The 25,420-nt window shown below is 51.7% G+C and carries 24 protein-coding genes and 1 tRNA gene; 8 read left to right on the forward strand and 17 right to left on the reverse strand.

What is annotated here, in order from left to right:
* Window positions 1-87: 87 nt before the first annotated feature.
* From rpsN to rpmG, 6 genes are all read right to left on the reverse strand, one after another.
* Window positions 88-357 (reverse strand): 30S ribosomal protein S14, encoded by a 270-nt coding sequence (gene rpsN, locus NSQ73_RS20570; protein ID WP_039308720.1) that lies wholly within the window; start codon window positions 355-357, stop codon window positions 88-90.
* Window positions 358-381: 24 nt separating this feature from the next.
* Window positions 382-1,506 carry a metal ABC transporter substrate-binding protein gene (locus NSQ73_RS20575; RefSeq protein WP_340987921.1) on the reverse strand — a complete coding sequence of 375 codons (1,125 nt, stop codon included), beginning with the start codon at window positions 1,504-1,506 and terminating at the stop codon, window positions 382-384.
* Window positions 1,507-1,731: 225 nt separating this feature from the next.
* On the reverse strand, window positions 1,732-2,580 hold the full coding sequence (locus NSQ73_RS20580) for a metal ABC transporter permease (RefSeq protein ID WP_340989343.1): 849 nt from the start codon (window positions 2,578-2,580) through the stop codon (window positions 1,732-1,734).
* Window positions 2,526-3,233 (reverse strand): metal ABC transporter ATP-binding protein, encoded by a 708-nt coding sequence (locus tag NSQ73_RS20585; RefSeq protein ID WP_171718471.1) that lies wholly within the window; start codon window positions 3,231-3,233, stop codon window positions 2,526-2,528. The genes NSQ73_RS20580 and NSQ73_RS20585 overlap by 55 nt, the downstream gene beginning before the upstream one ends.
* Window positions 3,234-3,619: 386 nt before the next feature.
* Window positions 3,620-4,828 carry a GTP-binding protein gene (locus NSQ73_RS20590; RefSeq protein WP_340987922.1) on the reverse strand — a complete coding sequence of 403 codons (1,209 nt, stop codon included), beginning with the start codon at window positions 4,826-4,828 and terminating at the stop codon, window positions 3,620-3,622.
* A gap of 95 nt (window positions 4,829-4,923) precedes the next feature.
* Window positions 4,924-5,073, reverse strand: coding sequence for a 50S ribosomal protein L33 (rpmG, locus tag NSQ73_RS20595; protein WP_042135659.1), 150 nt, complete (start codon window positions 5,071-5,073; stop codon window positions 4,924-4,926).
* A gap of 294 nt (window positions 5,074-5,367) precedes the next feature.
* Between rpmG and NSQ73_RS20600 the strand changes: the two genes are divergently transcribed.
* From NSQ73_RS20600 to NSQ73_RS20610, 3 genes are all read left to right on the forward strand, one after another.
* Window positions 5,368-6,399 (forward strand): CobW family GTP-binding protein, encoded by a 1,032-nt coding sequence (locus NSQ73_RS20600; RefSeq protein WP_042135657.1) that lies wholly within the window; start codon window positions 5,368-5,370, stop codon window positions 6,397-6,399.
* Window positions 6,400-6,421: 22 nt separating this feature from the next.
* Window positions 6,422-7,420, forward strand: coding sequence for a permease (locus tag NSQ73_RS20605; protein ID WP_340987924.1), 999 nt, complete (start codon window positions 6,422-6,424; stop codon window positions 7,418-7,420).
* 89 nt (window positions 7,421-7,509) lie between these two features.
* Window positions 7,510-8,367 carry a TIGR03943 family putative permease subunit gene (locus tag NSQ73_RS20610; RefSeq protein ID WP_340987925.1) on the forward strand — a complete coding sequence of 286 codons (858 nt, stop codon included), beginning with the start codon at window positions 7,510-7,512 and terminating at the stop codon, window positions 8,365-8,367.
* Window positions 8,368-8,375: 8 nt separating this feature from the next.
* Here the strand turns inward: NSQ73_RS20610 and NSQ73_RS20615 are convergent, their stop codons facing one another.
* From NSQ73_RS20615 to NSQ73_RS20650, 8 genes are all read right to left on the reverse strand, one after another.
* On the reverse strand, window positions 8,376-8,771 hold the full coding sequence (locus tag NSQ73_RS20615; protein ID WP_042219308.1) for a NusG domain II-containing protein: 396 nt from the start codon (window positions 8,769-8,771) through the stop codon (window positions 8,376-8,378).
* A gap of 90 nt (window positions 8,772-8,861) precedes the next feature.
* Window positions 8,862-9,050, reverse strand: coding sequence for a DUF6954 family protein (locus NSQ73_RS20620; RefSeq protein WP_042135652.1), 189 nt, complete (start codon window positions 9,048-9,050; stop codon window positions 8,862-8,864).
* Between the two features lie 31 nt (window positions 9,051-9,081).
* Window positions 9,082-12,552, reverse strand: coding sequence for a PAS domain S-box protein (locus NSQ73_RS20625; RefSeq protein ID WP_340987926.1), 3,471 nt, complete (start codon window positions 12,550-12,552; stop codon window positions 9,082-9,084).
* A 213-nt stretch (window positions 12,553-12,765) separates the two neighbouring features.
* A complete protein-coding gene (locus tag NSQ73_RS20630; RefSeq protein WP_340987927.1) occupies window positions 12,766-13,401 on the reverse strand; it encodes a hypothetical protein in 636 nt (211 codons plus the stop codon).
* Window positions 13,398-14,627: an ABC transporter permease gene (locus NSQ73_RS20635; RefSeq protein ID WP_340987928.1), complete on the reverse strand. Its 1,230-nt coding sequence runs from the start codon at window positions 14,625-14,627 to the stop codon at window positions 13,398-13,400. Before NSQ73_RS20635 ends, NSQ73_RS20630 begins: the two co-directional genes overlap by 4 nt.
* Window positions 14,624-15,544, reverse strand: coding sequence for an ABC transporter ATP-binding protein (locus tag NSQ73_RS20640; RefSeq protein ID WP_340987929.1), 921 nt, complete (start codon window positions 15,542-15,544; stop codon window positions 14,624-14,626). Before NSQ73_RS20640 ends, NSQ73_RS20635 begins: the two co-directional genes overlap by 4 nt.
* The gene (locus NSQ73_RS20645) at window positions 15,534-15,827 is read right to left on the reverse strand and encodes a hypothetical protein (protein ID WP_340987931.1); all 294 of its coding nucleotides are present in this window, start codon (window positions 15,825-15,827) and stop codon (window positions 15,534-15,536) included. The genes NSQ73_RS20640 and NSQ73_RS20645 overlap by 11 nt, the downstream gene beginning before the upstream one ends.
* Window positions 15,790-16,530, reverse strand: coding sequence for an RNA polymerase sigma factor (locus tag NSQ73_RS20650; RefSeq protein WP_340987932.1), 741 nt, complete (start codon window positions 16,528-16,530; stop codon window positions 15,790-15,792). The genes NSQ73_RS20645 and NSQ73_RS20650 overlap by 38 nt, the downstream gene beginning before the upstream one ends.
* A gap of 177 nt (window positions 16,531-16,707) precedes the next feature.
* Here NSQ73_RS20650 and NSQ73_RS20655 point away from each other — a divergent pair, with 177 nt between their 5' ends.
* The gene (locus tag NSQ73_RS20655; protein ID WP_340987933.1) at window positions 16,708-17,634 is read left to right on the forward strand and encodes a tyrosine-type recombinase/integrase; all 927 of its coding nucleotides are present in this window, start codon (window positions 16,708-16,710) and stop codon (window positions 17,632-17,634) included.
* 94 nt (window positions 17,635-17,728) lie between these two features.
* Window positions 17,729-19,177: an SIR2 family protein gene (locus tag NSQ73_RS20660; RefSeq protein ID WP_340987934.1), complete on the forward strand. Its 1,449-nt coding sequence runs from the start codon at window positions 17,729-17,731 to the stop codon at window positions 19,175-19,177.
* Here the strand turns inward: NSQ73_RS20660 and NSQ73_RS20665 are convergent.
* Window positions 19,142-19,882 carry a toll/interleukin-1 receptor domain-containing protein gene (locus NSQ73_RS20665; protein WP_340987935.1) on the reverse strand — a complete coding sequence of 247 codons (741 nt, stop codon included), beginning with the start codon at window positions 19,880-19,882 and terminating at the stop codon, window positions 19,142-19,144. The two genes, NSQ73_RS20660 and NSQ73_RS20665, sit on opposite strands and share 36 nt — an antisense overlap.
* 1,271 nt (window positions 19,883-21,153) lie before the next feature.
* A tRNA-Leu gene (locus NSQ73_RS20670) sits at window positions 21,154-21,237 on the reverse strand.
* A 214-nt stretch (window positions 21,238-21,451) separates the two neighbouring features.
* Between NSQ73_RS20670 and NSQ73_RS20675 the strand changes: the two genes are divergently transcribed.
* The 3 genes from NSQ73_RS20675 to NSQ73_RS20685 are packed head-to-tail and all read left to right on the forward strand — an operon-like array spanning window position 21,452 to window position 23,794.
* Window positions 21,452-21,919, forward strand: coding sequence for an Lrp/AsnC family transcriptional regulator (locus tag NSQ73_RS20675; RefSeq protein WP_340987936.1), 468 nt, complete (start codon window positions 21,452-21,454; stop codon window positions 21,917-21,919).
* On the forward strand, window positions 21,916-22,572 hold the full coding sequence (locus tag NSQ73_RS20680) for a LysE family translocator (RefSeq protein ID WP_340987938.1): 657 nt from the start codon (window positions 21,916-21,918) through the stop codon (window positions 22,570-22,572). The genes NSQ73_RS20675 and NSQ73_RS20680 overlap by 4 nt, the downstream gene beginning before the upstream one ends.
* On the forward strand, window positions 22,544-23,794 hold the full coding sequence (locus tag NSQ73_RS20685; protein WP_340987939.1) for an MFS transporter: 1,251 nt from the start codon (window positions 22,544-22,546) through the stop codon (window positions 23,792-23,794). The genes NSQ73_RS20680 and NSQ73_RS20685 overlap by 29 nt, the downstream gene beginning before the upstream one ends.
* A 7-nt stretch (window positions 23,795-23,801) precedes the next feature.
* Here the strand turns inward: NSQ73_RS20685 and NSQ73_RS20690 are convergent, their stop codons facing one another.
* Entirely contained in the window at window positions 23,802-25,403 is a 1,602-nt protein-coding gene (locus NSQ73_RS20690) for a helix-turn-helix domain-containing protein (RefSeq protein ID WP_340987940.1), read from the reverse strand.
* Window positions 25,404-25,420 lie beyond the last annotated feature (17 nt).

A 25,420-nucleotide genomic window follows, 5' to 3' on the forward strand; every position in this document is an offset into this window, starting at 1 on the left:
AAAGTCAATGAATATGGCAAAACGGCTGGTCCCCTGTATCCCAGAGAATCAGCCGTCTTGCGGCAGAGCATCTATGAAGTTAACGGTCTACCAGCTGGACTTGGTGATACCGGGAATTTGTCCCTGGAGTGCGAGCTCGCGGAAGACGATCCGGGAAACATGGAATTTGCTTAAGTACCCCCGGGGTCTGCCGGAGACGGTGCACCGGTTTTTTTGACGGGTAGCTGAGGAATCACGGGGGAGCTTCTGCAACGCCATATAATCTCCCGCCGCTTTCAGCTCTCTGCGTTTGTCCGCATATTTCGCCACCAGCTCCTGCCGCTTCAGTTCCTTGACAACCTTCGATTTCTTAGCCATTGTATGGATCAGCCTCTCTTCTTCTTATTCGTTCAGCGCCGCGCTCAGAGCTTCAAGATTCTGGCGCATAACGCCCAAGTAATCCAGATTATTCCTGCTATCTTCCTCCGTCAGTCCTTCAATCGGATTCAGTACAGCTGTCTTGGCCCCAATTTCCTGGGCAATAGTGTCAGCCACACTGGAGGATACCAGAGTTTCGAAAAAGATCGTTTTTACGTTATTCGCCTTGGCAAATTCTACGATCTCTGCCATTTGAGCAGCGGAAGGCTCCTGCTCCGGTGACAACCCGGCGATAGGCACTTGAGTTAAGCCATATTCACGGGCCAGGTATCCGAAAGCGGCATGCTGGGTAATAAAGTCCTTTCGTTTCGTATCCTTCAGCCCGTCTTTGAACTCCTGGTCCAGCTGCTGCAGCTTGGCGATATAGGCTTCGCTATTCATTTTGAAGGCTGCTGCATTCTCAGGCGAGGCTGCGGATAAAGCCGCTACAATCGTGCGGACCTCCTGGATCGCCATAGCCGGGGCGAGCCACACATGCGGATCAAGGCCGCCGTGATCATGGCCATCTCCGGCATGTGCTTCTTCCCCATGTTCATCCTCGTGGTCATGTTCGTGATCGTGACCAGCCTCGCCGGACACTGTGCCTTCTTCATGGGCATGCTCATGGTCATGGTCATGTCCCTCTTCCTCTTCCGTTCCTTCCATGATTTCCAGCCCTTTACTGGCTTCAATGGTAATCAGTTTGCTGCCGGAAGCCCCGTCCACAACCTGCTGCGCCCAGCCTTCCATACCGGCTCCGTTATAGACAAGCACATCCGCATCAGAAATCTCAGCCATATCCTTAGCGGTCGGCTCCCAGTCATGCGGCTCGGTGCCGGCCGGAATCAGCACTTCCACATCCGCAAGCTCACCGGTAATATTCTTCGTGAATTCATACATCGGATAGAAGCTGACCTTAATATTCAGCTTGTCCGCCGCAGGTACGGTTGTAGCTGCAGCCGCAGAGGACGGGGCGTTAGCAGGGCTGCCGGTAGAGGCAGCATTGCCTGCAGTATTGTTTCCGCAGCCGGAGACAATAAGCGTAGCGGTGAGAGACAAGACAGCAAGGTGGCGGATTTTGAATTTGGACTTTGATTTGGAATTCATCATATTTTTTGGAGACCCCTTTTCTTAAATGGTTGTAGATTTATGAATGTATATAAGACGTACTTAAGATTTGAACTAGAAAGCTTAGTCGTCACTGCGGTGAACATTTGGACTTCCGGCCGCTGTTGTCACCAGATTTCTTGATCTATACCGCTGTTCGCGGTTGAAATCCGTTGACAAAGGCGGTCGCTATCGCTCCTACAGTTCCAAATTTCCCCTCCGCTTCTTTCACTTTTTGTTAATTTCTTTAGTACTTCTTATGTTGCGGCGGTTTTTCAAGGTAATCCGCCGTTGCACAGCAATGGCAATTAGCAAAAATACGAGCAGAATAAGTGCAATCGTGCCTCCGGGAGGCGTGTTGATATAATACGAAGCCGTTAAGCCGCTAAACACGCCGGTCAAGCCGACACCGACTGAAATCAGAATGGCTGCGGTAAAACCGGACGCAATCCGCAGCGCAATAGATGCCGGAAGCACAATAAGAGCGGATACCAGCAGCACACCTACAACAGGCATGGCTGCGGCAACGGTCATGCCTGTAAGAACGGCGAACGAGAAGGACAGTAATCCGGTATGGACTCCGCCGATGCTGGCGGTCTCCTCGTCAAATGTCAGGTTGTACAGCGGCCGGCGCAGCACAATGAAGTAGACGAGTCCGGCGGCGGCCACGATGGCAATCAGCTTAAGCTGGGTTTCACTCACGGCAACGATGGAGCCGAACAGGTAAGAGCTGAAGCTCTTGGTCAGGTTCTGCTTCAGGCTCATCAGCACGACGGCCAGCGCCAGGCCGGAGGTCATGATAATAGCTACCGGAAGCTCACTGTATGTACGGTAAGAACGGCGCAGCTGCTCGATAACCAGCCCTCCGGCTACGGCCACAGCGAAACCGCTGATGGCCGGGTTCCACTGCAGGACTGAACCCAGCGCCACACCTGCAAGTGAGACATGGGACAGGGTGTCCGCCATCAGCACCTGCCTGCGCAGCATCAGATATACGCCAAGCAGCGGACCAATAATGCCGATCAGGCCTCCTGCCCAAAATGCACGCTGCATGAATTCGTAACCAAGCATGTCCAGCCCTCCTGTTCCTGCCGTTCCAGGCTGATCACCGTATCCAGATAGGATCTTGTCTCTTCCAGGCCATGTGTAACCATAATGACGGTGCGGCCATGCTGGCTGACATAATGCCGCATCAGCTTGTAGAAGCCGCTGCGGCTGGCAGTATCCATGCCGGTTGCCGGCTCATCCAGCACCAGCACCTGCGGCTGCTGAGCAAGCGCCCGGGCGATGCAGATCCGCTGCTTCTGCCCGCCGGACAGCTCGCCGATTCTGCGGTTGCGGTACTCCCACATATCGACCTGACGCAGGCTGCTCTCCACCAGCGCTTCCTGTTCCTTCGTGAAGCGGCGGAACAATCCCAGCCTGGAGTAGCAGCCGGAACGGACCAGCTCGATGACCTTGCTGGGGAATCCGGCATTGAAAGAGGCAACTTGCTGCGGCACATAACCGATCACCAGCCCGCCCCCGCCGGTAAGCTCCTTGTTCAGGGAGACTGTTCCGCTCCAAGGCTTCAGCAGGCCCAGCATAAGCTTGAGCAGCGTTGTCTTCGCCGCTCCGTTGGGGCCGGTGATCCCGATGAACTGCCCGGCTTCAATATCCAGCGACAAGCGGTCAATGACCGGCTCGTTCCCGTAGCCGAACACAACATCCTGCATGGATGACAAAATCATAACGTATCGTCTTCCCTTCTTCATTCAACTTCAGACGGAGCTGATGCACCGGCAAAGTCTATTAACATTCGCAGATAATGAATTTATTCGTAATAATTACGTTTTGACTCCATTGATATTATCGTAATAATTACGATCTGTAAACCCGAAATCGAAAATTAATCGTAATCAAACTGATTAACACCGTAATCTAGGCAGCAAAAAGCCGGAACCGACAGTCCCGATTCCGGCTCTTCCGCGAAATTAGATGCTCGTCTTGCATTCCAACCGTTACTCCAGATACCCGTCTTGTATTCCACCCGGATAGAAATCCCCTGTATCACCCGAGTTAGAGTTCAATTCTTAAACCCTAACCTTCCGCCCGCTGCACGCTCCTCCTCAGCCCTCTATTCCTGCCCGGCAGCAAGCAGCTCCTCTACCGGCCATGGCAGCGGATTGTTGAACTCATTCCAGTCCAGCTGCATTTCTTCCGCGCTCAGCAGGCAGCGGTCCAGCCGGGCTTCGATGTCTGCACAGTTCATGCTGACACCGATGAACACGATCTCGTTCAGCCGGTCGCCCCACTGCCCGTCCCACTTCGCCTTCACATCCGGCTCGGCGGCCAGCACCTCCTGCTGCTGGTCCTCCGGCATCGTCGCCAGCCAATAACCGGCCGGACCGAACTGAATGGACGGTCCCGCCTGGCTGAGCGTTGCGGCCAGATCCCCGCGCGCGGCCAGCCAGACCAGACCTTTGGCCCGGACTACCTCGGCCGGCCAGTTGCTGAAGAGGAAGCTCAGCCGCTGCGGATGGAACGGCGTTCTGCGCCGGTAGACAAAGGAGGTGATGCCGTATTCTTCCGTCTCCGGTGTATGCTCCTCCTTGCCGAGCTCTGCGATCCAGCCGGAGGACAGACTGGTCTGCTCGAAATCAAACAGACCTGTATTCAGGATCTCTGAAGGGTCGACCTCCGCATTAACCGTACGGATGATCTTCGCGCGCGGTTGAAGCCTGCGCAGCACAGCCTCCAGCTTGTTCAGCTCCTGCTCGTCCACGAGATCGCATTTGTTCAGCAGCAGCACATCGCAGGTCTCAATCTGGTCAATCAGCAGATCAACGATATCCCGGAAGTCGCCTTCGCCCGCAGTCATATTGCGGTCAAGCAGACTGTCCCCCGAAGCAAAATCATGCCAGAAACGGTTGGCATCAACTACCGTAACCATCGTGTCCAGTCTGGCAAGCTGAGTAAGATCGATATCCAGCTCCGGGTTCGCATAGGTGAAGGTCTGGGCTACCGGAACCGGCTCGCTGATGCCTGAAGACTCGATCAGAATATAATCAAAACGCCCTTCCGACGCGAGATTATTCACTTCCCGCAGCAGATCATCGCGAAGCGTGCAGCAGATGCAGCCATTGGACATTTCCACCAGCTTCTCCTCTGTCCGGGAGAGGGTATTGCCGGATTTCACCAGGCCTGCGTCCACGTTCACCTCACTCATATCATTCACAATGACCGCCACCTTCAGGCCATCGCGGTTATGCAGAATGTGATTGAGGAGTGTCGTTTTGCCGGAACCGAGGTATCCGCTCAGTACAGTAACAGGAATTCTCTTCATTGATCTACTCCTTACACAAATTTAGTTTAGGACAGCAGCGCACCCGCCGCCCGTCTATCAGAACTTCTTCCTTCCCAAGTTACCGCTCAGCATCCTTAGCGGGTCTCACGGTGCAGCGTTACACGCTTCAGGCGCGGGCAGTATTTCTTCATCTCAAGCCGTCCGGGCGTGGTTCTCTTATTCTTGGTAGTGGTGTAGTTGCGGTCGCCAGTCTCTGTGCAGGCCAAGGTAACGATTACTCTCACTGAATTCAACTCCCTCTTATTTAATCGTAATTATTACGATTTACACATTCTACATGTTCCGCCTGTCCGCTGTCAACTGGTGATCCGCAAAATTTCAACTCTCTTAGAATTGTGGTCTTTCCTGCGGAGGAATTACGTATAGATGGAATTACAAGTGAAAACGGCTTGGCCTCCTTCAAGAGCGGGGCCGTTTCAGCAGGAAACAGACGGTTGCTCTGGTGAGATGCATCGAAGGTTGTATTACAAAGAAAATATGATTCTTGCAATTCCAAGAACGAAGCGGGAGAGTGAGCCATGAAGATACCTGTGATCATACTGAGCGGATTTCTGGGGAGCGGAAAAACTACTCTGCTGTTAAGTCTGCTGAAGGAGAGCAAGCGGCGGGGGCTGAATCCCGGCGTAGTCATGAATGAGCTGGGGAAAAAGGATGTCGACGGCTATATTCTGCAGGAGAATACCGGCACTAGTGTGGAAAAGCTGCTGGACGGCTGTGTATGCTGCAGCCGCAAGGAAGAGCTGCCGCGCAGCCTGGCCGCCCTGCTGGCGCGCCGTCCGGATATCATCTACATCGAGCTTACCGGCGTAGCGGACCCCGATGAAATTGCCAAATCGCTGCTGGAGATGCCTTTAGCAGACCGGCTGAAGCTGCACTTTACCATCACGCTGCTCGACGCCGAGAATGCGCTGGACTATAACAGCCGCTTCTCCGCCGATAAACAGCTGGTCCGCACTCTGCGCAAGCAGCTCACGGTGGCCGATCTGATTATCGTGAACAAAAGCGATCTGGTCGAACCGGAAACCCTATGGAAAATCGAGAAAATGGTCTATAAGCAAAACTCTGAATCTGAGATTGTTTTTACCCATTACAGCCAGATTAATCTGGCCCCGCTGCTGGCAGGCATCGCCGCCCGTGAACTGCGGAGGCCTGCGCCGCAGCGCGGACCTGGTACTATAAACGGCACATCGCTTAAACGAACCAGTCCTGGCTACGGGGGGAGCGCGACTGCTGTACAGGAGCCCGAGTCCGGCTCAAGCACCTCCTATTCGCAGGTAGCGGCAGTTACGCTGACCGTTCCGCAGGGTGGGAACGGAAGGATCCGCCGGGAGCAGCTGGAGCTTTTTTTCCGGGAATGGGGAGACAGTCTGCTTAGAGCCAAAGGTCATGTCCAGCTTGCGGAGCAGGATTCCGTACAGCTCGTGCAATATGCGGGACACCGCACAACCTGGGAAGCCTCGCGTTATCCGGGCCAGCCTTACATTGTGTGCATCGGCCTGAATTTGGACGAGAGGGCGGTCAGCCGCCGCTGGGCAGCCTTGTTCAGCTAATATCAGGCGCGGGAAGGAGCCGATGAAGCCTTTGACAACCTTTTCTCCGTTCAAAATACTGCCGCTGCTCATTCCCGCTGCCTTCCTGCTCACGATTGGCATTCTCTGGCTCCCCGGTCATCCGGAGCTGCTTAACAACGGGTATGTGGACACGTTCAAAACAGCGTTTCTCGGCATTCTGCTCGAAGCCCTGCCGTTCGTGCTCCTGGGTGCGCTGCTCTCCTCACTGCTCCGCGTCTTTGTTCCGGACGAGATGATCTCACGCTGGATTCCGCGCCATCCTATTCCGGCTATTCTATTCGGCTGCCTGCTCGGGATCATTTTCCCCGTCTGCGAATGCGGGATGATTCCGCTTGTCCGCCGGTTAATGCACAAAGGCATGCCGCTCTACGTCGCCATCGTCTTCATCCTGTCCGGTCCGATCCTGAATCCGGTCGTCTACGGGGCCACCCTGACGGCCTTCCGTTCCCATCCGGAACTGGCCTATGCGCGGATGGGACTGGCTTTTGCCGTATCCGCCCTAATCGGCCTTGTCATCTATGCCACCATCCGCAAATCACCGCTGCGTCTGTCCATCCCGCGCGAGGGGGGCGAGGAGCATCACGGCACCACCCGCGGCGGGCGGGTAGTCGCTGTCTTTGTGCATACGTCGGATGAGTTTTTTGAAATGGGCAAATATCTGATCATCGGCTGCCTGTTAACCGCCGGTATCCAAACCTTCATGAATCACGGCAGCCTGACCGCTATCGGAGAGCGCCCGCTGGGCTCCTACCTGTTCATGATGGGGCTGGCCTTTGTACTCTCGCTCTGCTCCACCTCAGATGCCTTTGTCGCCTCTACCTTCCTGCATTCCTTCCCGGCCGGATCACTGCTGGCGTTCATGGTGCTGGGCCCGATGCTCGACTTCAAAAACTCGCTGATGCTGCTGTCGCTGTTCAAAACCAGATTCGCGCTTTATCTGTTCTTCCTGATTGTCTCGGCCGTCTTCACCGGCTCGGTGCTGGCTTCACTCTGGCTGTAGCAACCCTCACAAACTCAGCATATGCTTCCGATGCAGTTTGTCCGCAGAAACTCAGGGAGCAACCCTCACAAACTCTTAGGAGGTTCCGTATGAATAATGCCCGGAGCATCCGGTTTCACTATTTACTGAGGGCGGTTATTCTGCTCGCCTTCGCCCTCTATATCGGACATCTGGTCCAGCAGGACGCGCTTCATTACTACGTTGCCCCCAAGCTGGCGCGCTGGATCAGACTGTGTCCGGTTCCGCTCTCCCTGATGGCGCTTAGTCTCGGGCTTCAAGCCGTTCTTGGCAAAAGCACTGTCCTGTGCGACTGCGAGCACCGCCTTCCCCGGTCCGGGCTGGGCAGCTCGGCACTGTACAGCCTGTTCCTGCTTCCGTTGCTGCTAGGATTCCTCCTGCCTGACCGCGCGCTGGGCAGTGCCGCAGCAGCCAGGAAAGGCCTCACCTTGTCTTATACGGCCGCAGAGTCCGGCAGCGGCGCGAAGTTTACCCCTTCTAACCCCTATGAGGCGGAATTTGCCGAGCTGGCCGGCAAGCTGTACGGAGAGTCCGTTATTCCTGTATACCCGGAGATTTTTTCCGAGACCCTGGGCGCAATCAACCTGTATAAATCACAGTTTGAGGGCCGGGAAATCTCGGTATCCGGCTTCCTCTACCGCGAGCCGCAGGGTGCGGGCCAGTCCAGCTATGCGGTCAGCCGGTTCCTCGTCCAGTGCTGCACGGCGGATGCCACTCCGTTCGGTATTCTGCTGAAGCCGGGAACACAAATAAGCCTGCCCGCCGATACCTGGATTGAGGTTCGGGGCAAGCTTCATGTGGTGCTCTATCAGGGAGTGGAGACACTGCAGATTACTCCGGAAGTCCTAACCGCAGTTCCTGAGCCGTCCACACCTTATGTATACACTAGTGCCGACGCCGCAGCGGCCTGGGAGGAGCTGCAGCCTTGAGTGCCAGCTTAGATCACCGCATCCAGCGCATCATCGTCATCAATGGATGAACCGGGATTTACGACCTCAATGAGAAGCCGGGCCGGAATACAGATAATCTGCTGTTTGGGCCTGGAGATGAACCCCATATCCAGCGCAATGGTCAGGGGAGCATCCGAGTAAGTCATCTGTATCCCATAGTCGAACACCTTCAGGGTATTGTGGCCGAACTTGGTACGGATGTCTATAATCTGTTCTTCCTTGGTCAGGTTTACCGTCTTGTACGCCTTGCCGTTCACTGTAATAACAGCCTTCAGATCTCCCTGTGCATAATGCTCATTGTGATTCGAGAACCACTTATAGCCGTAAATGGAACCGGCGGCAAGCAATACGACCAGGATCATGATGAAATCGCCACGTTTCATGGTTTTCAATGCCGTAACCCTCTCGCTGACTCTTTTATAATCGTAATAATTACGATCCCTATAAATAATAGTTTAGCCAGGGGAAGATTGTCAACGTCTGCCCAGCCGCTTCAGCAAACTCCGCAGCCACCAGGTAATTCCGGCATAGATCAGCAGTACAATGGCCAGTGTCAGCATCCGCTCCCGGAACGATCCGTCAGCCAGCAGCACCGGCCCCAGCCCATATAGCGTTGTCAGCCCATAGAGTATTGCAAATAAAATATAGATGATCCATCTCATTCCTGTTTGCTCCTCCTCAAGGCTCTGCCTGCTAATTCCGGAGATTAATCGACCATTCCCGCAGAACCCTGTCCAGCTCTTCCACCCGGATCGGCTTGGAGATGAAGTCCTGCATCCCTGCTCGAAGGCACATTTCCTTATCTTCCTTCCGGGCAAAGGCGGTAACCGCAATAATAACCGGGGATAATCCCATCGCCTCGCGGATCCGCCCTGTAGCCTCAATACCATCCAGCACCGGCATCTGAATATCCATAAACACCAGATCATAATGACGTGTGAGCACAGCGTGAACCGCCTGCTCCCCGTTCAGGGCCACATCCGAGGTATAGCCGCGCTTATTCAAATACTTCTGCAGCAGGTGCAGATTCACCGGATGATCCTCGGCAATAAGGATCGACAGCGGACCATATTGCCCCTCCGGATAATCCATATCAAAAATTCCGTTCTTATACTCTTCAGCTGCAAGGATCTCCAGGGGCAGTGGAGGCCCCGCAACCTCACCAGACGGCATAACCTCAATCGTGAAATAGAACTCCGAGCCCTCATCTTCGGTACTGTCCACACCGATCGCACCATCCAGCAGCTCGACCAGCTTCTTGCTTATGGCCAGCCCCAGTCCGGTTCCGCCGTATTTGCGGTTAATGGAAGGATGCAGCTGGGAGAACGACTGGAACAACAGGCTCTGGCTGTCCTGCGGAATTCCAATACCGGTATCTGTCACCGAGAATCTGAGAATCATTGACCCGGGTTCCCGTACAGGTTCCAGCTTCACGGAAATACCGACTTCCCCTTCTTCCGTGAATTTCACCGCATTGCCGACCAGATTCACGAGGATTTGCCGCAGCCGGATTTCATCCGTTATTACAAGACCGGGAATCTCCGGGTCTGCTTCGCTGCGCAGGGTCAGCCCTTTTTCTTTGACCCGCGGATAAAAGAGTTCACATACATTCTGAATCACTTGCCGGACATCGACCGGCTGCAGATCCAGCGTCATCATACCGGATTCAATCTTGCTGAAATCCAGCACCTCATTCAGAATATGCAGCAGTGCTCCACCGCTTTTATTAATAATCTGCGTGTAGTATTCCTGCTCTTCCGTAAGCTCTGTCCCCGAGAGCAGATCAGCCATGCCAATAATCCCATTCATCGGAGTGCGCAGCTCGTGGCTCATAATGGCCAGGAATTCTGATTTGGCCCGGTCGGCCTGCTCCGCTGATTCCTTGGCACGCACAACCGCCTTCTCCTCGGTAATGTCACGGAATACCACTACCGCACCCTTGCGTTCCCCGTTATCATATAATGCCGTCATGCGGTATTTAACGAGGAAGCTGGAACCGTCCTGTCTCCAGAAAATCCCTTCCTGCTCCCGCTCATAGGAGAGATTAGTCGTAAGCAGCTCTGCGAGGGTCCTATGCCCTCCCCGGTAGAGTTCCCCGTCCATCCAGGTCTGGGCGATCGTCTGCAGCTTGATATTGCTGGCCAGCTCCCCGGGAGCGTAACCCAGCATAATGGAAGCCGCCGGATTAATAAAGACCGTATCCCCCTGCAGATTGATGCCAAAGATCCCTTCCGAAACCGAATTCAATATCAGCGCATGCTCATAACTGAGCTTCTCAATCTGTTCCAGATGCCGTTTGCGTTCGGTGATATCGCTCGTGATCGCAAACACGCCTACCACCTGGCTGTCCAGCAGAATAGGCACATAAATCATGCCAACCTCAACCGTCTGCCCGTCACGGCGGATGATCCGGGTCTCAAAAGTCTGGGCCATCCCCCCGGCAGCGGCAAGAAAACGGTTATTCACAAATGCCAGCTCATCCGCATCAATAATCTCACTGTAGCTTGAATGCAGCAGTGTTTCACGGGAATAGCCGGTGAGCTGCTGCAGACTGGCATTCAGCGACTGGATACAGCCCTGCAGATCCATTGCACTGATCGCGGACGGATTATATTCGAACAGCGACTTGTACCGGTTCTCGCTTTCCAGCAGCTTCAGTTCATATTGCTTGCGCTCAGAGATATTCCGGGTAACTCCAATCATCTCTGTAATTCCCGGGGTTCCCGTCTCCGTATGCCGCAGCGTAGTCTCCACCCACAGATAAGAGCCGTCCTTGCACAGATAACGGAAGACGATAGGCTCCAGCTTCAAGCCCTTCTTACTGTCGTCCAGAAAAGCCTGCACACAGGCAAAATCGTCAGGATGGATATAATCCATCCCATTCGTGCCGACCATTTCTTCCGGAGTATATCCGAACATCTGCTGGCAGACCGGAGAAGCATACAGATATGTCGCCTGTTCATCTGTCGCATTGCGTGAGATAAAGTCCTGAGAATTCTCCGAGATCAGGCGGTAATTCCGTTCGCTGTCGCGAAGCTGTTCTTCCATCCGGTGGCGTTCCGTAACATCCTGCACAATGCCGCGGATCTGCTGAACCTTGCCTGCTGCATCCAGGATAACCTCCCAGTGCGCATAGATCACTTTACGCCCGCCGCTGCCGTTCCTGATTCTGAAGGTCGCCTCACCTTGGGTGCCTGACTTCAGTGTATGGTGCAGCTCCTCACGCAGCGCCCCCAGATCATCCTTCACCACACAATCCAGGAGCAGCTGATAATCAATCCGGGTATGACTGCCCTGGCAGCCGCCCATTTCAAAAATAGCCCGCATCTGGCTGGAAACCGTCAACTCCGCATAGACCGAATTCCATTCCCACGAACCCATCTGCCCAAGCTCCTGTGCAGACGCCAGCATCTCCTCATATTTCTTCCGCTCTGTAACATCACGGGCAATGGTCAGTACCTGCTGCACTTCACCTTCACTGTCCCGCATAACCTGAAACGAGCTTTCAATCCAAATGTAATGGCCGTCTTTATGCCTTGCCCGGCGGGTAAAGACATCGTTGTCCGAGTACAGCTTGCCCTGCTCGGTCATCTCTAGCGCGTCAACTTCATGGTAATAATCCGGCCTTTTCCTGCCGATCATCTCACTTGCGGAGTAACCCATCACTTTCTCAACAGAGGGAGAAACATATCGCAAGGTTCCATCCGGATCGGCAAAGGAGATCATGTCCGGAGTATTTTGCGTAATCAGCTTGTAGAACTGGTGATCCTCCTCAATCTTCTTCTCCGCTACCTTGCGTGCGGTAATATCCGTCATCTCCGCAATCAGCTGCAGGGGCCTGCCTGTCGATTCATCAATAATTAAAAATAGATGCAGCGCCACCCAGATGATCTCCCCATCCTTGCGCACAAACCGTTTCTCTTTATCTACAGCCGCGCCGGGACTGCGCAGCAAATATTTCATAATCAGACCGTGATCCACGGTGTGCTCATCCTCCGGATAGGCAATATCCAAATAGCGCAGATCCTTAAGTTCATCCTCTGTATATCCGAACATCCCGCAAAAGGCAGGATTGGCCATGAGCATTGTACCATCGTCAATGGATACTACCGCATAGCCTATGGAAGACCGTAAATACAAATGCTTAAAAAGTGTGTCAGACAAAGCTCGAGCCTCCTCTGTGAAAGTGGGGGACATAAATTATTATCAGTATACCTTTTTTTCGGAAAATATGCTCCAGCTCTGAAGTCACACCAATAATCAGGCAGTATATTCAATGCGTCAAAAAACCGCCCCGGTCAAGTAAATGACGTCAAGGCGGTTGTTATATGATTTTTATTATATTGGATTGTACCTGATATAAGACAGGCCTGGCCTCTACTGGTCCAGTCTCTTGCGCGGCAGCCAGAAGGCGCAGAACAGCGCCAGGGCGAGTGAACCTCCTGCCAGCAGCCATTTATCATTATCCCATTCGCTATTTATCAGGCCGAATAAATAAAAGCGGCCGGTCAGCTTGCCTTTGGTCATGAAATCAAGCAGATACCAGGAGAATCCGGCAATGTATCCGGCAGAGATGTTGCCGATCAAGAGCGCAGCCGTCAGTCCCGCTGATCCTATCGCAACTGCGGTAATCACCGTCCCGCCGATCATCGGCCACAGCTCAAAATCAGCACCGCTCCCATGCATCCATGTGAATAAGGCTGTCACCACAAGGAAGATATAGAGAACGGTGAGCAGCCAGCGGAAAAGAAATACCGGATGATGCCTTACCCGCTTGGCATAGAGCACTTCACCAATCCCGCCATCCTCCAGCAGGCCCAGATGGGGGAAGACAATCAATCCCAGAAAGCTGATCAGCTGTTCCCCCAGCTTCGCAGCCTGAACCCTGTTCATCAGTGCCGGCTCCATGAAGAACGGGACGACAGCCAGAAGCACTGCGGACAGGAGCCATGAATAATGTGCAGTCAGCCTGAGGTTGTACCCGGCCAGCGGGCGGATGATCTGCCGGCTCATCTAAGCGCCTCCGCTGCAGATGCCGCCACACTTCCTTTAGCGGACTTCCTGCTCAGTATCTTGGCTGAATCCAGCCTGCTGCGGTTTCTTTCCCATAACCAGGCGGCTCCTGCAGCCAATAGTACGGTGAGTATCAAATAGAAGCTGCGGTTAAGTGCAATCTCATCCGTCCACTTCCAGTATAACTCGTAGTCATTAGGCGAGTTGAATCGGATGAACAGCCGGTTCAGCCCATAAGAGCCCAACAGCGGCAGTACCGACATGAACCACCAGACAATCTGCAGGGCGATGGGTACGATCCCCCGGCGGAACAGCATCGAGCCGAACATCCCGAAGGCAACGGAAATCCATAACGTCGGCAGCAGCCACCATGCTGTGTATCCAAGGAAGATTACAATAGCCTGTCCCGTCTGGCCGGTAAGCCCCAGTGTATCCACGGTCTGCCAGCCGCCGATGACAGCCAGGATGAGGTAGATCAAAGAGAGCATGACACCTTGTGCAATAAACTTCGAACCGACATACACCCAAGGCGAAATTCTGCGGCTGTAAATCAATTCATTCATCCGGCTTGAGCGGTCCCGGAGCAGCAGAAAGGCAGACAGAAAGACCGGAAAGATCCCTGCTGGCAGCGAGAGATAATCACTGAAGTAGCGTGCGGCTCCGGGCAGCAATTCACCTGCATCCACCTTAGCGTTATAGCGGGCAAGATCCGCTTCCTGCGCCTTTATCGCTTCATCAACAGTCTCAATGGCAGAACCGAATTCCCCCAGCCCTTGCTGGTATATACTCTTCCCGCCCAATTGATTGTTCACTGACTCGGCGATAGTGTATACCTCATCCATAGTATATGTATCCGGATTCTTCAGAACCTCATCCAGCTGGGAGATCGCTGCAGACAGGGCTGTCTTCTCCTTCTCGTTCAGCTTAACCTTGAATGGAAAACCCAGCCTGATTTTCTGGCTGGTTCCGGCATCCAGATTCCAGCCCATTTCCTTCCTCATTTGTTCGGCTAAATCGCGGGTATCCGCCGGCTGCTTCCAGCCGTAATACGGGTGTTCAATAGTACCTACATTCTGCGGCGTACTTATAACCGGGGAACCCAGCTCGCCCCAGGTTTCCTCCGTAGCATAAGAGGTGAAATAGAAGAACACGCTCGCGATAATAAACAGATAAAAAACCAGGCTGCGCAGCGTCATGCGCATCTCTTTGCCGATCAGCGCCATCATACGAAGGATTCCTCCCTGCGCATGAGGTGCAGGTAAGCATCTTCAATGGACGGTGCGGTCTGCTGCGCCCCCGCATAGGGCTGTTCATCTGCCAGCACCCGCACCCGCATATTTCTTCCTTCCGGCACAGCGGACAGTACCGGGAACCGGTCGCGGTCCCGCTCCCACTCTACCCGGTCAAGCTCGGCTATCCAGACACGGCCGGCGGCCGCGGCAGTCAAATCGCCTATTCTGCCGTGATAACGCAGACGCCCCTTATGCAGCACGGTCATCTGCTCACAGGTGGACTCCACGTCTTCAACAACATGCGTGGATAATAGAACAATTCTGCCTTCGGCAAACCGGCTGAGCAGCCGCCGGAAACGGATCCGCTCTTCAGGGTCCAGCCCTGCAGTCGGTTCATCCACGATCAGCAGCTTCGGCTCATGCACCATTGCCTGGGCTACGCCGAGCCGGCGCTTCATTCCCCCGGATAATGCCTTCACCTTGGTACGGCGCTGCTCGGTAAGGTTAACCAGCTCAAGCAGATTCTCTATTCTCCGTTTCCGCTCCGCACGGCCGGCTATACCGGATAACAGCGCCAGATAATCCATCGCTTCCACTACCGTCATCCCCGGATAAAAGGCGAATTCCTGCGGCAAATAGCCAACCATTTCTCGGATCTGCGCCTTATCTTTCAAGGCAACACCACCAATCTCCACCGTTCCCGAGGTGGGCTCCAGCAAGGTGGCAAGCAGACGCATCAGCGTGGTTTTACCTGCTCCGTTAGGTCCGAGCAGTCCGTGAATGCCTTCGCCCACCCGGAAGCTGATATCCTGCAGTGCCTGCTTGTTTCCGTAGGTCTTGGTTAAATGATTAATAATTAGCTCCATCCCAGTCTTCTCCCCCGTTCTTACAACTCCCTGTTCACCCGTCATTCTCCGGACTCCACGACAATTCAAGCTTCTCAATCAGCAGACCCGCTGCGATCAGAAGGAGTGACAGCGCCACGCATAGTTCCTTATCGATCTTTCCAATCGAGATCATCAGGGCAAAAACAGCCGTAAAGATTGTGACGCATGATATTGTCATTGCCTTGCGTCTGGCCAGCAACCTGCGGTTATGCAGCACTTTCTCTGCATCACGCTTGTCATATTCCAGCAGACGGGCTTTGCGGTAGACCTCATCCAGAAATAACTGTTCCGGTTCGTTTGACCTCACAATCCCACTCCTCCTTTTCGTAAATCTGCCTAAGCTTCTTGCGCGCCCGGTGCAGCAGCACCTTGAAGCTAACCATATTGCGTCGCATTACCGCTGCCGCCTGCTCATAAGACATCTGTCCCACATCCACCAGATAGACCGCCTGGCAGTAATCCGGCTTCATCTGGTGCAGCCTTCTGCGCCATTCCAGGTCTTCTTCACGGATAATAGCCAGCCGCTCGGGATCGTCTGTTCCCTGTGTATGTACGCTGCCGTATCTCCCGAATCCGCCGCGGTCTGCCGGACCATCACGTTGTGTCCTGCGGTCTTCCGGATTATGACTCTCTTCCGCGGTCAAGGTACGCTGTCTGCTGCGCTTGCGGATGGAATCAATGCTTTTATTGCGCAGGATCGTGAACAGATAGGTCTGGAAGGATGCACGGTGATCATACTTCTCCGGATATACCAGCAGATAAGCGAAACAATCCTGCGCCAGATCCTCGGCCGTATGATAATCTCCGGTCAAGTGGTACGCAAAACGTACCGCCGGCTTCCGGTACTTACACACCAGCCACTCAAAAGCCTCAAGGCTTCCGTCCCGGAACCTGACCAGTACAGCCTCTTCTTCCGCGGAACTATCCTTCGCTTCCTTTGATTCAGGGTCTTCCGCATGTTCTCTTCCGTTTCCGTTCGTCTTACGCCGCCTCCTCTCCCGCTGAGCCATCTACTGGTTATTCGTTTACCTCCTGCAAAAGGTTACAGTCTGTCCGCAAAAAAAGATGAAACGACTATGCCATCTTTTCCTGGCGGTGCCGTTTCATTAAGCTTGCGGGTATGTTCGACAAAACATGACTTTTGTAGGCATAATGATTCAATACATACCAAGATGGAGGATTCATTCATGCAAAACTTCGTTCACTTATCTGATGGTTATCTGAATTACTGTCAATATCAGAAAAGGCTTGACTTCAAGACTATAAAAGCTTACCGGATAGACATTGCACAATTGTTGAAGTTTATCGAAGGGAACGACGGTTCTTTAACCAAAAATAATATTTCGACCTACATAATCAACCTTCATGAGACATACAAACCCAAGACCGTTAAACGTAAAATTGCCAGTATTAAAGCGTTCTGCAACTGGATGGAGTATGAAGAATTTATTCCGATCAATCCCTTTTCAAAAATGAATCTGAAATTTCATGAGCCTTATATTCTTCCAAAAACAATCCCTCTTGATGTAATAAAGACCTTGCTTCAGTCCGCATATCGGGAGTTAGAGCAGAAGCACAGTTCACCTCACAAAAAACTCGCCTGCTTGCGCAATCTCGCCGTTCTGGAGCTATTGTTTGCAACGGGTATGCGAGTTTCAGAGCTATGTTCCTTAAAACCAGAAAACCTGAATCTGCCGAATAAACAAATCCGGATTTATGGTAAGGGTTCGAAAGAGCGGATTATTACGATCAGTAATTCTGACGTGCTTGCAGCACTGCAAAGATACAAGCTCGCTTTTAACGAGCAAATTGAAAGTACAGGGTATCTTTTTGTCAACAGGCTAAACAAACGCCTCTCCGAACAATCTGTTCGATTTATGATTAACAAGCTTGCATTAAAGGCCCAGGTCCGTCAGCACCTTACTCCACATATGTTTCGGCATTCATTTGCTACTCTTTTATTGGAGGAAGATGTAGATATAAGGTACATTCAGCAGATATTGGGGCATAGTTCTATAACGACAACTCAAATTTATACACATGTTTCAACCAAAAAACAAAACGATATTCTCAGCTTAAAGCATCCGCGAAATCGAGTCTCAATTAATTCATGAAATAAAAGAATTAAATCCAGATTCAACCTCCCTCTTGTAATGAACGAAGGATAATATGTAATTATCTATACTATGTCGGGAGAGAGCTGAGACTATGGGGAAGAAAAACAAGGTGTTGGAAGAGCTATTACAGAAGAGCAAAGACGACAAAAATCATTTTCTTAATACATATTCGGAACGCATCATTAATGGAGAAGCTTCGCTTTTTCTGGGTAGCGGAGTATCAAGAAATTCAGGCTATCCCAGTTGGTCAGAACTGCTTCGACCGTGTTTTGAAGAGCTTGGATTGGACATTAAATTATCTACTGATTTGTATTCTGTAGCACAATATTATGCTAATAGACATAGCGATGCCGAGTTGCGGCGCAGATTCAGCGAAGAAATTAACCAGTCTTCCACCGACAATGACTTACTGGAGCGCTTGCTTGAAATATCCTACAGCAGCATATGGACGACCAATTATGACAAACTCATCGAACAAAGCCTGAAACGTCAATTTGTCGGTTACAATGCAATTTCAAATGATAAAACTCTTCCCAGCATCAGTAAAGGCACCCGGGTGAACATTTACAAAATGAACGGAGATATCTCAGATCCGGCAAACATGGTCATTACTAAAAGAGACTATGAGCAGTACACCAGCAAGCATCCTTTATTCCTTGCTTATTTGAAAAAGGAGCTTGTTGCCAATACCTTTCTGTTTGCAGGATATAGCTTTGCAGATTCACAAGTACTTGATTGTCTCAATTCCTTGAATCAATTCCTTGGAGATAGCGGCAACTGTCATTACGCGTTAATGCTTGTGGGTGAAGAGGTTACTCGTGAAACCCAATACTTCTACGAAGATTTGCATAGGCGGTATAACATCAAATGTCTGCCCCTGAAAATGGAAGAAATGACGAACTTTATCTCTCGGATTTCCAAAAAAGTACGTGAGAAAAAGGTGTTTATTTCCGGCGCTTACGATACAATTCCGGAGGCGGAAACTCAATTTGCCGATACGCTATGCCGCTCGCTGGTCCATGAGCTTTATGGTAAAAGATACCGCATTGCCACTGGAGTAGGAAAACAATTAGGAACCTTGATTACCGGATATGCACATCAATACTTGGCTGAGCGCAGCACCTCCGACCCTTCTCGTCAGCTTTCGATGCGTCCCTTTCCGTTCCATTTGAATTTAGATGAAGACCAGAAGGTACGCTATCGAAGCATCATGATGGCGGATTGCAGCGCAGCAATTTTTATGTTTGGCCAAAGCCGTTCTACTTCAGAGGCAGGAGGAGTTGCAGCTACCGGTCACTGTAGTCAAGGTGTTTATATGGAGTATCAATTGGCGAAGAAGGCAGGCCTTGCCATTATACCTGTTGGCTGCACCGGCTATGAGGCTGAAATTATCTGGAAAGAAGTATCAGACAATATTAATGAATTCTACTATTTATCTAAAAAAATCGACAAGTTGCGCAACGAGAAAAATCCTGAGAAGCTGTCTAAGCTTATTTTGTCTATTTTAGACGATATACCCAAAAAGCACAGAATTGATTAATAGCAAGGTGAGGCGCTCTAATATAAGTGTTTCCCGCAGATCAACTGATAAATACAAGCGGGTTTCATCAAATAAACGATCTACTCCGGCATAATAAAAATCGGGTAACTCGCCCAGTCTGTAATTGCTTTTCATAAATAGACAGGCAGCATAAAGAAGCGCAATTTGCGCGTTAACATTTTCATCGCTTATTTTAGTATAGGCTTTTAGCAATTGAGCGACATAGCCAAGAGCGGCGTTGTCTCCATGCCACTTCAAAAAAGCGTTAATGGTCTGAAATCTGTATTTCCCCAGTTCGTCTAGCAGGTAACGACAAATGATATGGTTGCAGGCGCTGCGGGCATCGAGCTCTGCGTTCATTTCCTTGTATACCAGCTTTTTCATCCATCCCAGCTCTTCGGGCACTTCGCTCGCCTTTAAATTATAAAACAAGGGGAAAACGGTCGTTTTTCCACTTTTATATTGTTTGTGAAGCATTGCAATCTCCTCTTGAGCGCAAACTGAAGCGATTGCATTGGGGCTAAGTACGATAATGGCATAGTGTGCTTTGGCTACTCCTTCGTCAAAGTTTTTGTAGTCTCTTTCATCGCCCATCAGCATTTTGTGGCGGTCATACCAGACAGGAAGTTCAAAATTGGTAATATGAAATAAAAGCGCCTCCACAATTTGCTTGCGATCTTTGCTGGAAAAACAAAAGAAAATCATGCCTGTGCCCCCTAAGTAGTCGATAATTACATATTATCCTTCATCTACAACAATAGTAGCACGACAATTTGAATGTTTCACTATTTTTCCCAAAAAAACGACATATTTTTACTATGAAAAGTCGATTCTATCCCCCTGTAAAAGAAGTGGAAAGGGCTTTCTCGTCCTTGTATAAGGACAGCGGAGGTTCAGCGAGAATGCTAAGGAAAGTTTATTACGCGAAACATAAAAATTTTAATCTTCATCCTACTCACCCTAACAGGTGAATTAAGGTAGAGATTTAGATTGCGCTTTTCTCAGCTGGATATTGGCGGGTTTTTTATGACTCATTAGCTCGGAGAAGGACCGATTCTGCCATGTTGGCAAATCAGATGAAATTGCAGGACTCTCTAATTAAATTCTATTAAGCGTCTTGATATAAGTAATTTTTGCCCAAATGAACAATGTTAAGTTATCAATCAATATTTCAGTCTGTATAATTCCCACACATGTACAAAAAGGGCAGCTCAGATTATAACCTGAAATGCCTTTTATCGTTATATTACGTTTCATACTAAAGCCAAGTCTCTTGACTTCTTCCGTCATCTGCAAATCCAACTAATAACGCCGGATTTTAACTACTGGACTTGCCACACCTCTATATTTTCAAGGCAGTGCTTCAGTCGCCTGTGATAGCAATTTCCAATCTCATCTGTCCTACTGAAGACGAACTCTGCGCGTTATTGTCGAAATTGAACACACCCTATATTGCAAACATGTGTCTTATCGCGTATACGGATTGATATAGAGTGATAATAACCGATCCGTAACCGGTTTGTTGTACATAAGGAGGCTTTGTTTGATACGGACATTTATATTAATATTAAGCCATAGGCGCCTTTGTGTTTCTAAATGACGGTCATAGCGTAGCCCCCACTTTGACTCTATATTATTAATTGGAAAAGAGTATCTCAACTTGGATGTTTCGGAGATTTCGAGGTAATTAGTTGGATAAAAGTTATTTAATTCCATTAATTCACTCTACTTTGACCTATATGCAGCTTATTAAGTGCTGATATTCCAACTGCTTCCTTGCAGGGGCAGTAGCGTTCATGAAAAAGTGGAGAAAATCCAACTGCTATTTCCGACCGCCGACGCAGCCAAATTCTTGCCAATGTTGTTTCCAGCTTCCTTTGCCGTTTCTTCTTCGGAGTTATCAACATTCCTTAGAAATGTATAAATCCCCAAAACAAAAAAACCCTTCCAAAGAAGAGTTTTGTTTGTAAAACGGATGCGGTCAAGAGGACTCGAACCTCCACGATATTGCTATCACTGGCACCTGAAGCCAGCGCGTCTGCCAATTCCGCCATGACCGCATATTATGTAGTTCAGTGATTCAATCACCGTAATTAAGACTATACTCTCTTTAAATATAAATTGCAAGCATTATTTATTGGTGATTATTACAGCACTATGAAAGTCCTGCTATCCACTCAATGACCCGCAAATAATATGCATGGAATATTATTGAAATACTTATTATTATAATGTATATTTCTCATATGGATTAATAATATAAGGAGGAATAACATGGATTCTTTAGATTACAAGATCATCTCAGCAATAATGAATAACGGCAGGATCACCTGGTCCGAGCTTGCCGGACTGCTGGGCCTTTCTTCTCCTGCCGCAGCAGACAGGGTTCGGCGGCTGGAGGAGCAAGGTGTCATTACCGGATATACGGCGCTGATCGACGCGGAATCTGCCGGTTACGGATTGGCTGCACTGATTGCCGTATCGCTGGAGCGGCCAGAACACCGGCAAGGCTTCATAGAACTCGTGATGAAGCTGCCGGAGGTTCAGGAATGCCATCACACTGCCGGGGATGATGATTACATCCTGAAGCTGCGCTGCCGGGGAACAAGGGATCTGGACAGGATCATCAGCGAGGAGATCAAAGGCCTGCCGGGTATCGTGCGGACCCGCACTACGATTATCCTCGGAACGGTCAAAGAAACTCCGCATGTACCGCTGCCCCCGGCAGAACGCACACGATGAATATATGGCTGGCCATGTTAAGCGGTCTCAGCTTCGGCTTCATTATTGCCGCTCCTGTCGGCCCGATGTCTCTGCTGTGCATGAACCGTACACTGAAGTCCGGCTTCACTGCCGGTCTCGCCACGGGCGCCGGAATAGCGCTCGCTGACGCCTTCTATGCGCTGGTGACCGTTGCCAGCTTCCGGGTTGTGAATGATTTCACCACCACCTACGCCCTTCCGCTTCGTCTGCTCGGCAGCCTGTTTCTCGGCTACCTGGGGCTGAAGGCGCTATGGCCGGGTCCGGCCAAGGCAGAACCGGTAACAGCAGCCGTGCGCAGCGGAAATATCTACAGCCTGTCCTCCGCCTGCCTGTTGACACTGGCCAATCCGGCAACACTTCTGTCCTTCATGGCGCTTGCCGCTTCCCTGGGCCAGTCAATCAGCGCCTCCCTGTTTCTTCCTGCAGGTATTGCTCTGGGCTCCTTCGCCTGGTGGCTGCTGTTATCCGGCCTGATCGCCCTTATCAGGGGCAGGCTGTCCGGCAGCTTCAGCCGGTTCCTGAGCCTGGGCACCGCAATCATACTGGTTCTGTTCAGCTTATACGGCAGCTTCACCGTATTGTCCACTTATTGGGGGCAATACGGTGAAGACCGCCCGCGGTTCCTCTTCTAATCCAGCCTCTGCTTTGCCGCAAGAACCACAGCGTCACTCCCGGCCGCACAGCCCGCTCCAGCTGGCGCATTTCCTGACCGGATATTTCATTTCCAGAATCGGAGACGCCCTATACACCTTTTGTCTGCCGCTGCTCTCCTACAGGCTGACCGGGTCTGTGCTGGTAATGAGCTCGCTGTTTGCCGTCAGTGTGCTGCCGGTCATACTGTTCGCCCCTTTTGCCGGAGTAATCCTCGACCGGTTCAATCGCAAGCGGCTGATGCTCTGCGCAGATCTGATCCGAATGGGGCTCATTGCCCTCATTCCTATACTGGCACATTACGGACTGCTCGCCATTTGGCATCTGTACGTCATTTCTCTGCTCTTATCCATTGTATCAACAGGTTATGATATAGCGGTTGTAACCCTCATTCCGGCGCTGTCAGGGAAGAATCTTACCCGGGGGAATGCCGGAGTGCAGACCGCAGGCCAGCTGGCCGATATGCTGGGACCGGCAATCGCTGGCGGATTGGCCTCGCTTATGAGCATTACCTCCATCCTGTGGCTGGATGTCGCTTCCTTCGCGGTCATTCTCTACGTTCTGTACCGGCTTCCGCAGGAACCCGCACGGACACGCAGTGCCAAGCCTGCTTTTGCCGCCGAAATGTCCCAGGGCTTCCTCTGGCTGATCCGCAGCCCGGTCCAATTGGCCCTCTCTATACAGGCAGCCATCGGCAACTTCGGCTACAGTGCAGCGTATGCCACCCTGACCTACTACCTGATTACCAATCTTCATTTAACTACAGGTCAAATGGGCATGACATATACCTTGCTCGCTGCCGGAGGAGTCGCCGGTAGCCTTGCGGTTATATATCTCGACCGGCATTTCAGGCGCGGCCGCCTGATTCCGGTGCTGCTGCTGGCCGGAACCTGCGGATTTGTGCTGGCCGGCTTTGGCGCCTCCTGGCTGGCGCCGGGAATCGGCTTCGGCCTGGTCGCTGCCTGCAACACCTCCTGGTCCGTATTGTCCGCTTCCATCCGCCAGGAGAAGGTTCCGCCCGAGCTGCTCGGCAGAGTGCTAAGCTTCTCCAGAGTCGTCACCCGCACGGCTATGCCGGCCGGTGCATTACTCGGCGGCTGGATGAGCGGTGCATTGGCCCCCGTTGCAGTATTTCTGCTGGCCGCCGCCGCCAAACTGATCGAGGTGCTTATTGCTGTTGCTTCAACAATCCGCAGACTGTAACTGGTGCCTACGCCAGTACCTTCAGCACATCCTCGATTTTACGCTGATGGGACAGCACACCATAATTCATCCAGGCCATGAAATCAACCTCGTACACACAGCGGTTACGCACAGCGGGCAGGCTTCTCCATAACTGTGAATCGAGCAGCTCCCGGCTTTCACCTTCCTGCTTGTCAAATGTTATAAACAGATGATCTGCAGTCAGCTCAGACAATTCTTCACGGCTCAGGTTCACACGCTTTTGTCCCCGGGTAAGCCTGCTGACGAATCCATGCCGCTGGAGCCCCAGATCCTCATGCAGAACGCTTGCTGAATATCCCAGCTCATCACAGCCATACAGAGCAACTCCATAAGCGGATATCCGCAGTAACGCTACCGTCTGTCCCCTGATGCTGCGGCTGAGCATCCGCTTGGCCTGCCGGGCTTGCTGCTCATAATGGCCGATGACCTCCTGCACCCGTTCCGTTCTGCCGAAGACAGCGGCTGCGGAGCGGAGCGTTGCCCGCCAGTCCTCCTGATGGAACGGAAGCCGGAGCAGCGGGGCCACCTGGCGGCATTCCCCCAGCTGCCAGCGCTGGAAGCCGTCATCCAGCATAATCAGCTCGGGCATATACCGGGAGAGTCCTTGCCAGTTTCCGCTCGAAATATCAAAGGCAGGAACCTGATCAAGACCCAGATACTCCTGCTTCCCCCACTGGGCATGACAATATTGCACCACCGGAGTAATCCCCAATGCCAGCAGATAATCCTCCAGAAAAGGGGCAAATACGCGGACTCCCTCCTGATGAAGGCTCCTGTATTGGCCGGGAGTTACTCCAACTGTTCCTTTGAAGCGGCGGTTGAAATAATACTCATTGCTGTAGCCGACAGCCAGTGCAACATCATGCAGGCGGTCCCTGGTCAGCAGCAGCTGCTGCTGTGCCCGTTCAATACGCAGTCCATTCAAGAACTCCAAGGGAATCTGACCGGTAATCTCTCTAAAAAGCTGGGTGTAACGCGCACGGCCAATCCCTGCAAGCTCAGCCAGCTGGTCGACAGATAAGGATTCATTGAAATGGTCCTCCATATAGCGGATCGAACGCTCCACCGCCTCATGATCATCCCTGGTCTTCATCGCCGGAGAATTCGCCCGCATGATCAGCAGCAGGAGCTCCTGAAAACGGGTCTGAGCCGCAAACCATTCAATATCCTCGGCACTCCTGCGGCTATGATAAATGGCATCCAGCAGCAGTACACACTGTGAATAAGGTCTGCAGGTAAGGAATCCCGGCCGGAGCATGCCATCTCCAGACTCCCTTTCCACTCCGTTAGGTTTGCTGTCTCCGGTATGAATAACCTCAAAGCCTATCCGGTAAAAGCTCAGCCCCCGCTCTCCGGCCCGGATTCTGTTTAGTGATCCGGCCTCTATCAGAAATCCGGCACCTTTCTCCAAGGGATATTGCCTATCATCCGCTTTGAGCCAGCCCTGCCCTTCCGAAACTATAATTAATGTATGTTCTTTGTACACATCTGTCGGTTCATTTTCAGACGGGGACTGGGCAACGGTTTCTATGTTATTCAGGCTATAGAATAGCCTTCTTCCGGTATTACCCTGTATTAGATCCGCCATTCCACCCCTCCTTATTG

This window comes from Paenibacillus sp. FSL R10-2736 (genome assembly GCF_038000245.1).
Taxonomy (GTDB): Bacteria; Bacillota; Bacilli; order Paenibacillales; family Paenibacillaceae; genus Paenibacillus_AQ; species Paenibacillus_AQ phytohabitans.